Annotated in this window: 9 protein-coding genes and 2 pseudogenes; 8 read left to right on the forward strand and 3 right to left on the reverse strand. The window is 73.9% G+C overall.

Features of this window, described 5'->3' with window-relative positions; genetic code table 11:
- Positions 1 to 366 (forward strand): annotated as a pseudogene (locus HMPREF3105_RS13250) (thiamine-phosphate kinase); the annotation flags it as partial.
- 27 nt (positions 367 to 393) lie between these two features.
- Here HMPREF3105_RS13250 and HMPREF3105_RS07875 read toward each other — a convergent pair.
- Positions 394 to 1,860, reverse strand: a complete 1,467-nt coding sequence (locus HMPREF3105_RS07875) for a UDP-glucose dehydrogenase family protein (protein ID WP_070709130.1) — start codon at positions 1,858 to 1,860, stop codon at positions 394 to 396.
- Between the two features lie 122 nt (positions 1,861 to 1,982).
- Positions 1,983 to 2,759: an IclR family transcriptional regulator gene (locus HMPREF3105_RS07880; RefSeq protein ID WP_002856418.1), complete on the reverse strand. Its 777-nt coding sequence runs from the start codon at positions 2,757 to 2,759 to the stop codon at positions 1,983 to 1,985.
- Positions 2,760 to 2,988: 229 nt separating this feature from the next.
- Here HMPREF3105_RS07880 and leuC point away from each other — a divergent pair, with 229 nt between their 5' ends.
- The 6 genes from leuC (at position 2,989) to HMPREF3105_RS07910 (ending at position 9,478) form a co-directional block, all read left to right on the forward strand.
- A complete protein-coding gene (leuC, locus tag HMPREF3105_RS07885; RefSeq protein ID WP_070709132.1) occupies positions 2,989 to 4,443 on the forward strand; it encodes a 3-isopropylmalate dehydratase large subunit in 1,455 nt (484 codons plus the stop codon).
- A 3-nt stretch (positions 4,444 to 4,446) separates the two neighbouring features.
- Complete coding sequence (leuD, locus tag HMPREF3105_RS07890; protein WP_010078962.1) at positions 4,447 to 5,052, forward strand: 3-isopropylmalate dehydratase small subunit; 606 nt, start codon at positions 4,447 to 4,449, stop codon at positions 5,050 to 5,052.
- A 172-nt stretch (positions 5,053 to 5,224) separates the two neighbouring features.
- A complete protein-coding gene (murA, locus tag HMPREF3105_RS07895) occupies positions 5,225 to 6,553 on the forward strand; it encodes a UDP-N-acetylglucosamine 1-carboxyvinyltransferase (RefSeq protein ID WP_002856412.1) in 1,329 nt (442 codons plus the stop codon).
- A 98-nt stretch (positions 6,554 to 6,651) separates the two neighbouring features.
- Positions 6,652 to 7,308, forward strand: coding sequence for a lysophospholipid acyltransferase family protein (locus tag HMPREF3105_RS07900; RefSeq protein ID WP_070709134.1), 657 nt, complete (start codon positions 6,652 to 6,654; stop codon positions 7,306 to 7,308).
- Positions 7,305 to 8,342 carry an NAD(P)H-dependent glycerol-3-phosphate dehydrogenase gene (locus HMPREF3105_RS07905; protein WP_036382068.1) on the forward strand — a complete coding sequence of 346 codons (1,038 nt, stop codon included), beginning with the start codon at positions 7,305 to 7,307 and terminating at the stop codon, positions 8,340 to 8,342. The genes HMPREF3105_RS07900 and HMPREF3105_RS07905 overlap by 4 nt, the downstream gene beginning before the upstream one ends.
- The gene (locus tag HMPREF3105_RS07910) at positions 8,339 to 9,478 is read left to right on the forward strand and encodes a D-alanine--D-alanine ligase family protein (RefSeq protein ID WP_070709140.1); all 1,140 of its coding nucleotides are present in this window, start codon (positions 8,339 to 8,341) and stop codon (positions 9,476 to 9,478) included. The genes HMPREF3105_RS07905 and HMPREF3105_RS07910 overlap by 4 nt, the downstream gene beginning before the upstream one ends.
- A 17-nt stretch (positions 9,479 to 9,495) precedes the next feature.
- On the opposite strand, the gene HMPREF3105_RS07915 is transcribed toward HMPREF3105_RS07910, so the two are convergent.
- The gene (locus HMPREF3105_RS07915) at positions 9,496 to 9,975 is read right to left on the reverse strand and encodes a DUF3515 family protein (RefSeq protein ID WP_036312910.1); all 480 of its coding nucleotides are present in this window, start codon (positions 9,973 to 9,975) and stop codon (positions 9,496 to 9,498) included.
- An 89-nt stretch (positions 9,976 to 10,064) separates the two neighbouring features.
- On the opposite strand from HMPREF3105_RS07915, the pseudogene HMPREF3105_RS07920 reads away from it, so the two are divergent.
- Positions 10,065 to 10,275 (forward strand): annotated as a pseudogene (locus HMPREF3105_RS07920) (LytR family transcriptional regulator); the annotation flags it as partial.

Raw genomic sequence — 10,275 nt, forward strand, 5'->3', positions numbered from 1 at the left:
GGGCCCGCCGCGGTGACGGCCGGCCTGCTCACCCTCATGGACGTCTCCGACGGCCTGGGCAAGGACGCGCACCGCATGGCGGCCGCCACCGGCGGGGCCGGACCCGCGCCGGCACCGTGGCTGGACGAGGCCTGGCTGGCGGCGACCGCCGCACCCCTGCGCCGCGTGGCCGCCCTGGCCGGGACCAGTCCGGAGGCGCTCGTGACCGGCGGGGGCGAGGACTACGGCCTCCTGGGGCTGGCGTGGCCCGAGACCGAGCTGCCCCGGGGGTTCACGCGGATCGGCCGGCTCGTGCCGGACGGGGCCCGGCCGCCGGGTGGTCACCGGCCGCTGCCCGAGTCCGGCTGGGACCCGTTCGGCGGTTGAGCGTCCGGGCCGGGGCCCGCGGGCGGGTCAGGCCGCGCGGAGGAGTCGCTCCGGGTCGAAGCGGTGGCCGAGGCCGATGACGTCCCACCCGTGCTCGCGCCACGCGGCGACGTCCAGGACGTTGCGCCCGTCGATCAGCAGGCGGGAGGCCACGCGTGCGCCCACGGCGTCCGGATCCATCTCACGGAACTGGCGCCACTCGGTCAGCAGCAGGGTCAGCTCGGCGCCGTCCACGGCCGCCTCGAGCGAGTCCACGTAGTCGAGCCGCGGGAAGCGGGCGGCCGCGTTGGCGTTGCCCTCGGGGTCGTACACCCGGACGTCGGCGCCGGCCGTGTAGAGACGGTTGGCGACGTCGAGGGCGGGGGAGTCCCGGACGTCGTCGGAGTCCGGCTTGAACGTGACGCCCAGCACGGCGATCCGCGTGCCGTTGAGCACCTGCACGCTCGCGGGGGTGGGGGCGGGCCCGGAGGCCTCGGCCCGGCGGATCCGGCCGTCGCGAGCCGCGGAGAGCACCTGCACCGCCAGGTCCACCACGCGGTCACGGCGGCGCAGGTTGATGTCGTCCACCTCCGCCAGGAACCGCATGGTCCGGTCCAGGCCCAGCTCGGAGACGCGGGCCTGGAGCGCGCGGATGTCCTTGGGCAGGCAGCCGCCCCCGAAGCCCACGCCCGCGTTGAGGAACCGGCGTCCGATCCGCGCGTCGTGGCCGATCGCGTCCGCGAGGGTGCCGATGTCCCCGCCCACGTTCTCGGTGATCTCCGAGAACGCGTTGATGAACGAGATCTTCGTGGCCAGGAAGGCGTTGGCGGCCACCTTCACCAGCTCGGCCGTCTCGAGGTCCGTGCTGATCCACGGGGTGTCGGCCGCGAGCTGCCGCGCGTAGACGCGGCGCAGGATGCCCTCGGCGCGGGGCCCGTGCGTGCCGATGACGAGGCGGTCCGGGGTGAGCGTGTCCCTCACGGCGAAGCCCTCCCGGAGGAACTCGGGGTTCCAGGCGAGCTCGACCTCGCCCGGCAGTCCGGCCTCCGCGCGCACGGTGCGCACGAGCTCGGCCAGGCGGCGCGCCGTGCCCACGGGCACGGTCGACTTGCCGACGATCAGCGCGTCGCGGTCGATCGCCGCGGCGAGGGAGGCGACGGCGGCGTCCACATAGCTCAGGTCCGCCGCGGTCTCGCCCACCTTCTGCGGGGTGCCGACGCCGATGAAGTGGACGTCCGCCCAGCGGGCCGCCTCCGCGACGTCGGTGGTGAAGCGCAGCCGCCCGGAGGCGACGTGGGTGCGCAGCAGCTCGGGCAGGCCGGGTTCGTGGAAGGGCACCTCGCCGCGGGCCAGGCGCTCGATCTTGGCCGGGTCCACGTCGACGCCGAGGACCTCGAAGCCCAGCTCGGCCATGCAGGCGGCGTGCGTGGCGCCCAGATAGCCCGTGCCGACCACGGACAGCCGCGGCGCGGCCTCCTGCTCGGCGGGGGCGGCGGGCGCGGTCGTCTCGGTCACGGCGGACTCCTCGGTGGTGCGGGGGCGGCGGTCGGGGACCTGGCTGACGCTAGGCCCCGCGGGTGAACGCGGGAAGAACGGGGTGTCTCGGCGGCGCGTCCCGTCGGTGGCGCGGGCGGGCCTCAGGCCTCGCCGGCGCGGATGAGCTCGGTGAGCCGCGTCGCGGCGGAGACGACGGCGTCCGCGTGCAGCCGGCCCGGCTGGCGGGAGAGCCGCTCGAGGGGGCCGGAGATCGAGACCGCCGCGATGACGCGTCCGCTGGGGCCGCGCACCGGTGCGGACACCGAGGCGACCCCGGGCTCGCGCTCGGCCAGGGACTGGGCCCAGCCGCGGCGCCGCACCGCCGCGAGGACGGTGGGTGTGAACACGGCGCCGGCCAGCCCCTCGACGAGCCGCTCGTGGTCTTCCCAGGCCAGGAGCACCTGCGCGGCGGAGCCGGCCTTCATGGACATGCGGGCGCCCACGGGGATGGTGTCGCGCAGGCCCCAGGGCCGCTCCGCGCTGGCCACGCACACGCGGGAGTCCGCCTGCCGACGGAACACCTGGGCGCTCTCTCCCGTGGCGTCGCGCAGCCACAGCAGCACCGGGCCGGAGGCCGTGGTGAGCCGGTCCTCGCCGGCGGCGGAGGCGAGCTCGGCCAGGCGGGTGCCCAGCACGTAGCGGCCCTGCAGGTCCTTGCCCACCATGCGGTGGTGCGTGAGGGCGGCCGCGAGCCGGTGCAGCGTGGGCCGCGCGATCCCGGTGGCGGTGACGAGCTGGGCGAGCGTGGCCGGGCCGGACTCGAGCGCGTCGAGGATCGCCACCGACTTGTCCACCACGCCGACGCCGCTGGGATGCCGGTGGAGCGAGGGGCCGATGAGGTCGTCCTCGGTGGGCGGGCGCACGGGCTCGGTGGTCATGGGGTGATCGTAGTCGTCTCACTGCTCGGACGGACCGGGGGTGTCGGTGTGCGTCGCATGTGACCGGGCCGGCCGGCGCCAGGTCCGGCATGTGAGACGAAATCTCACGATATGGAATATCGCGCCGCGTGGTCGAGAACGGCCCCGCCGCGCCCCACAGTGGTCCGTGAGCACCGGCGCCCCGCGCCGGGCGACGACCGACAGGTGCGTGAGCAGGAAGGTGCGGCACATGACGACGGCGACGACGCGGCCCAGGACGCTGGCCGAGAAGGTCTGGGACGAGCACGTGGTGGTGCGCGGCGAGGGCGAGGGCGCCTCCCGCACCCCCGACCTGCTCTACATCGACCTGCACCTCGTGCATGAGGTGACGAGCCCGCAGGCCTTCGAGGGGCTGCGTCTGGCCGGGCGTCCGGTGCGTCGGCCCGACCTGACCATCGCCACGGAGGACCACAACACCCCGACGCTGGACATCGACCAGCCGATCGCGGATCCCACCTCGCGCACGCAGATCGAGACCCTGCGGGCCAACTGCGCCGAGTTCGGTGTGCGCCTGCACCCGTTGGGCGACGCCGAGCAGGGCATCGTCCACGTCGTCGGCCCCCAGCTGGGCCTGACCCAGCCCGGCCTCACCGTGGTCTGCGGCGACTCCCACACCTCCACCCACGGCGCGTTCGGCGCCCTGGCGTTCGGCATCGGCACCTCCGAGGTCGAGCACGTCCTGGCCACCCAGACCCTGCCGCTGAAGCCCTTCAAGACCATGGCGGTCACCGTGGACGGCACGCTGCGCCCGGGTGTGACGGCCAAGGACATCATCCTCGCGGTCATCGCGAAGATCGGCACGGGCGGGGGCCAGGGCTTCGTGCTCGAGTACCGCGGTGAGGCCATCCAGAACCTCTCCATGGAGGGCCGGATGACCATCTGCAACATGTCCATCGAGGCCGGCGCCCGCGCCGGCATGGTCGCCCCGGACGAGACCACCTTCGCCTACCTGAAGGGACGGCCCCATGCCCCCGAGGGCGCCGACTGGGACGCCGCCGTCGAGCACTGGCGCACCCTCGCCACGGACGAGGGCGCGGAGTTCGACGCCGAGGTGGTCATCGACGCGGACACGCTGGAGCCGTTCGTCACGTGGGGCACCAACCCGGGGCAGGGCGTGAGCCTGAACGACACCGTCCCCGCGCCCGAGGACTTCGCCGACCCGGTGGCCCAGGAGGCGGCCCGCAAGGCGCTGTCCTACATGGACCTGGCCCCCGGCACCCCGATGAAGCAGGTCGAGGTCGACACCGTGTTCATGGGCTCGTGCACCAACTCCCGCATCGAGGACCTGCGGGCGTTCGCCGAGGTCGTCCGGGGCCGGCGCAAGGCCGAGGGGCTGCGCGTCATGGTCGTGCCGGGCTCGGCGCGCGTGCGTCTGCAGGCCATGGACGAGGGCCTGGACAGGGTGTTCGAGGACTTCGGGGCCGAGTGGCGGTTCGCCGGCTGCTCCATGTGCCTGGGCATGAACCCGGACCAGCTCGCCCCGGGGGAGCGCTGCGCGTCCACCTCCAACCGCAACTTCGAGGGCCGGCAGGGCAAGGGCGGACGCACCCACCTGGTGTCCCCGGTGGTCGCCGCGGCCACCGCCGTGCTGGGCCGCCTCGCCAGCCCGTCCGACCTGCCCGCCCTCACCCTCCAGGAGGCCTGAGCCATGGAGAAGTTCACCACCCACACCGGCGTCGGCGTGCCGCTGCGCGCCTCGAACGTGGACACGGACCAGATCATCCCGGCCGTGTACCTCAAGCGGATCTCCCGCACGGGCTTCGAGGACGCCCTGTTCGCCGGCTGGCGCCAGGACCCCGACTTCATCCTGAACACCGAGCCGTTCAGCGGGGGCACCGTGCTCGTGGCGGGCTCCGACTTCGGCACCGGCTCCTCGCGCGAACATGCCGTGTGGGCGCTCAAGGACTACGGCTTCCGCGCCGTGATCTCCCCGCGCTTCGCGGACATCTTCCGCGGCAACTCCGCCAAGCAGGGGCTCGTCGCGGCTCAGGTGGAGCAGGAGGACGTCGAGCGCATCTGGAAGGAGCTGGAGAACCGTCCCGGGACCACGGTCACCGTGGACCTCGTCACACGCACCGTCGAGTGCGGGGATGTGACCGCCCCCTTCCAGATCGACGACGACACCCGTCGCCGGCTGCTCGAGGGCCTGGACGACATCGCCGTCACCCTGGGGCACCAGGCCGAGATCGATGCCTATGAGGCGGACCGCCCCGCGTACAAGCCCACCACCCTGCCGGCCCGCACGGCCGGCTGACCGGCCGCCGCCGGGAGCGCACCATTGCCGCGCGTGCCCGGCGACGCCCTATGCTGGGAGGCGATTCCGGGACCGCCCGCCGCACACGGCGGGCGGTCCCGTTCAGAGACCTCCCCGCTCCGGCGGAGTGGCCGAGACCGTGGCCCTGCGGCCGCACTGAGGAAGGACGCGCATGGCGAAGCTCTTGACCATCCATGGCGGCAAGCCGCTGACCGGTGAGGTGACCGTGCGCGGCGCCAAGAACCTGGTGCCCAAGGCCATGGTGGCCGCCCTGCTCGGCAACTCGCCGTCCGTGCTCCGGAACATCCCCGAGATCAAGGACGTGGACGTCGTCAGCTCCCTCCTCGAGATCCACGGCGTGTCCGTGGAGTGGGACAAGGAGACCGGGCGGATCACGATGGACCCGGCCGGGGTGAAGTCGGCCCTGACCGCCGAGATCGACGCCCACGCCGGCGACTCGCGCATCCCGATCCTCTTCTGCGGCCCGCTCATGCACGCGATCGGCGAGGCCTTCATCCCCGACCTCGGCGGCTGCAAGATCGGCGACCGCCCGATCGACTACCACCTGGCCGTGCTGCGCAACTTCGGCGCCGTCGTGGACAAGCGCCCGGGCGGCATCTCCATCTCCGCCCCCAAGGGCCTGCACGGCGCCAAGCTCGAGCTGCCGTACCCCTCCGTCGGAGCCACCGAGCAGGTGCTGCTGACCGCCGTGAAGGCCGAGGGCATCACCGAGCTCAAGGGCGCCGCCGTCGAGCCGGAGATCCACGACCTCATCGCCGTCCTGCAGAAGATGGGCGCGATCATCACCGTGCAGACGGACCGCACCATCCGCATCGAGGGCGTGAGCGAGATGCGCGGCTACAACCACATCGCGCTGCCCGACCGCAACGAGTCCGCCTCGTGGGCCTCCGCCGCCCTGGCCACCCGGGGGGACATCTACGTCCGCGGCGCCGAGCAGCGCGACCTGACGGCGTTCCTGAACACCTACCGCAAGATCGGCGGCGAGTTCGACGTCGTCGACGACGGCATCCGGTTCTGGCACGCCGGCGGCGATCTCAACCCGCTCGTGCTCGAGACGGACGTGCACCCCGGCTTCATGACCGACTGGCAGCAGCCCCTCGTGGTGGCGCTGACCCAGGCCAAGGGGGTCTCCATCGTGCACGAGACCGTGTACGAGAACCGCTTCGGCTTCACCGACGCCCTCGTGCGGATGGGCGCCTCCATCCAGCTGCACCGCGAGTGCCTCGGCTCCGTGCCGTGCCGCTTCGGCCAGCGCAACTTCCTGCACTCGGCCGTGATCTCCGGCCCGACGCCGCTGCACGGCGTCGAGTTCGACATCCCGGACCTGCGCGGCGGCTTCTCCCACCTGATCGCCGCCCTCACCGCCGAGGGCACCTCCACGGCGACGGGCTTGGAGATCATCAACCGCGGCTACGAGCACTTCATGGCGAAGCTCGAGGGCCTCGGCGCCGACGTCGAGCTGACCGAACGCGACCGGTGAGCGGCGTGGACGCGCAGAGCCCTGCCGCTGCGGGGGGTCGTCCGACGCGTGCCGCGCGGGCCCCCTACGTGATCCCGGGGGCGATCGTGCGACCGGCGATGCGGGCCCTCGTCCGCCAGGTGTGGGAGGGGACCGAGCACCTGCCCGAGACCGGCGCGATCCTCGCCGTCAACCACATCTCGGAGGTGGACCCGCTCTCCGTGGCCCACATGGCCTACAACCAGGGCCTGCTGCCGACCTTCCTCGCCAAGGCCGAGCTCTGGAAGGTGCCCGTGCTCAAGCAGGTCCTCGAGGCCACCCGCATGATCCCGGTCGAGCGCACCCGCGACGGCGGCCGCTCGCTCGCCGCCGCCCGCGAGGCCGTCGCCACGGGCCGGGCGATCATCGTCTACCCGGAGGGCACCGTCACCCGCGATCCCGACGGCTGGCCGATGGCCGGGCGCAACGGGGCCGTGCGCCTCGCCCTGCAGACCGGCGCCCCGCTCATCCCCGTCGGTCAGTGGGGCATCCAGGAGTTGCTGCCGTACGGCGGCCGCTCCCTCCGCGTCCTCCCGCGCAAGACCGCCCGGATCCGGGTCGGCGCGCCCGTCGACCTCGCGGACCTGCGGGACCGCCCCGTGACGGCGGGGACCCTGCGCGAGGGCACCGGCCGCATGATGGCCGCGATCACCGACCTGGTCGCCGAGCTGCGCGGAGAACCGGCCCCGGAGGGCCGCTGGGATCCCGCGACCGGAGCGCGGGTGATCGGGGCATGAGCGATCCGCGCACCGTCGCCGTCCTCGGGGCCGGCAGCTGGGGGTCGGCCTTCGCCCGCGTCCTGGGCCTGAGCACCAGCCCCGAGTCCGCCCGCGCGTCCGAGATCGTGATGTGGTCCCGGCGGGCCGAGGTCGCCGAGGCCATCACCGAGCGACACGAGAACCCCGAGTACCTGCCCGGCATCACCCTGCCCACCTGCGTGCGCGCCGTCACCGACGCCGCCGAGGCGGTCCGGGGCGCCGGCGTCGTGGTGGTGGCCGTGCCCGCGCAGCACGTGCGCGAGACGCTGCGCACCGTGCGCGCCGACCTGGCCCCGGACGCCGTCGTGGTCTCCCTCGTCAAGGGCCTCGAGCGCGGCACCGACGCGCGGATGTCGCAGGTCTGCGCGGAGGAGCTGGGCCTCAGCCCGGACCGGTTCGCGGTGGTCTCCGGACCCAACCTCGCCCTCGAGATCGCGCGCGGCGAGCCCACCGCCACGGTGGTCGCCTCGGCCTCGCGCGCGACGGCGGAGCGCATCGCCGCCCTCACAGCCGGCCGGACCTTCCGGCCCTACACGAACACGGACGTCGTGGGCGTGGAGATCGGCGGCGTGGTGAAGAACGTCATCGCGCTCGCCGTGGGCATCTGCGACGGGCAGGGGCTGGGGGACAACTCCAAGGCCTCCGTCATCACCCGGGGCCTGGCCGAGACCACCCGGCTGGCCGTCGCGCTCGGCGGCGACCCGGCCACCATGGCCGGGCTCGCCGGCCTGGGCGACCTCGTGGCCACGTGCGCCTCGCCCCTCTCCCGCAACCGCACGGCCGGCCGCCACATCGGCACCGGCCTCAGCGCGGAGGAGGCGGTGGCCGCCATGAGCCAGACGGCCGAGGGCATCAAGTCCGTCTCCGCCATCGTGCACGCCGCCCGCGCCCACGGTGTGGAGATGCCCATCAGCGAGCTGATGGACCGGGTGGTCGCCGGGGACGTGGCCGTGGACCGCCTCGCCGAGCTGCTGCTCGCCCGTGACCTGAAGTCGGAAGGACGCACCGCATGACCGCCATCCCCGCCCCGGAGGCCGCTGCCGGCGCGCGTCCCCGCGTGCTCCTGCTCTTCGGCGGCCGCTCGAGCGAGCACCCCATCAGCTGCGTGACCGCGGCGGGTGTGCTGCACGCGGCCGACCGTCAGCGCTGGGACGTCGTGCCGGTGGGCGTGGCCCGCTCCGGCCTGTGGTCGCACGATGAGCTGGACGTGGCCTCGTTCCGCCTGGACGGCGGCGCCCTGCCGGAGGTGCCGGAGCCCGAGGCCCCGGTGAGCCTGCGCGCCCTGCCGGACGGCACCGTCGAGCTGACCGCGGCCGACGGCTCCTCGCTGGGCCCCGTGGACGTCGTGTTCCCGCTGCTGCACGGCCCCTGGGGCGAGGACGGCACCCTCCAGGGCATGTTCGAGTCGCTGGGTCTGCCCTACGTCGGCTGCGGCGTGCTCGCCTCCGCGGTCGGCATGGACAAGCACTTCATGAAGGTCGCCTTCCAGGCCGCCGGCCTCGAGGTCGGCCCGTGGGAGACCATCACCGCCCGCGACTGGGCGCGCGATCCGGAGGCGGCCCTCGCCCGCGCCGGGGCGCTCGCCTACCCGCTGTTCGTCAAGCCCGCCCGCGCCGGCTCGTCCTTCGGCATCACCCGCGTCACCGAGCCCGCGGGTCTGCGCGCCGCCGTCGAGGAGGCCCGTCGCTTCGACCCCAAGGTCGTGGTGGAGGCGGGCATCGTCGGCCGCGAGATCGAGTGCGCCGTCCTCGACGGGCACGGCTCCGCCGCCCCGCGCGCCTCGCTGCCGGGGGAGATCGTCGTGGCCCACGACGAGGGTGAGACGCAGTTCTACGACTTCGAGTCGAAGTACCAGGACACCGGCACCACCCAGCTGTCCTGCCCGGCCGAGCTGCCGGAGGAGGAGATCGAGCGGCTGCGCGCCCTGGCGATCCGCGCCTTCGAGGCCGTGGACGGATCCGGCCTGGGTCGCTGCGACTTCTTCTTCACCCCGGATGGGCGCTGGGTGGTCAACGAGATCAACACCATGCCGGGCTTCACGCCCATCAGCATGTACCCGGCCATGTGGGAGCGGACGGGCCTGTCCTACGACGATCTGATCTCGGAGCTGCTGGACCTCGCCCTCGAGCGGGGCGTCGGCCTGCACTGACGCGGCCCGCGCCGGTCTCAGCCGACGGGTGTGGCGTCCTGCACGCTGACGCAGCCGCCGCTGGACTCGATCTGCGCGACCGCCGAGGACAGGCCCACCATCACGGTGTCCGAGCTGGCCTGGTCCTTGCCGAACAGCACCTCCACGGCCGGGTCACGGCCGTAGGTGGTGATCCGCCAGTTCTCGTCCTCGTCCCGGATGACCCAGTCGATCCCGTCCACGGAGATGCAGCGGTCCGTGGTGGGGCCGGGGACCTCGGCGCCGCAGCGCAGGACGACGGCGGCCGGGTCGCCCCACACGGCCGTCGCCTGGCTGTCGGTGGGGCGCAGGTCGAGGTCGCCCAGGGCGTCGGGCATGGCCACCATGGCCGGGGCACACGCCGGGTCAGCGGCGTGGGGCGCGGCCTCCACCGTGGCCACCCGTCCGGTGCAGGCCGTGGCGCCGAGGGCGATCGCGGTCAGGAGGGGCACGAGACGACGCAGACGGCGGGATTCCATCCGCCCAGGATACGTGCGGCGCCGGGACCCGCGGGAGCCCGTGCCCTAGCATGGGCGGGACCGTTCCCGTCCCCGCCTCAGGAGCCCACGTGAGCAGCACCGCGGACCCCCGCCCCCGCCCCCCGCAGGAGGACGTCGCCGTCGGGCGGCGCCGTCGTCGTCGCCGCCCGTGGCTGATCGCCCTGGCGGTGGCGCTCGTGGCGCTGCTGGCCGTGGGCATCGCGGCGGCGGTGTACGTCGGCGGGATCGCCCGGATCATCGATCAGGACACCCAGCGCTTCGACGGCGGCGCGTTCCCCG

It is taken from the genome of Micrococcus sp. HMSC31B01 (assembly GCF_001816085.1).
Taxonomy (GTDB): Bacteria; Actinomycetota; Actinomycetes; order Actinomycetales; family Micrococcaceae; genus Micrococcus; species Micrococcus luteus.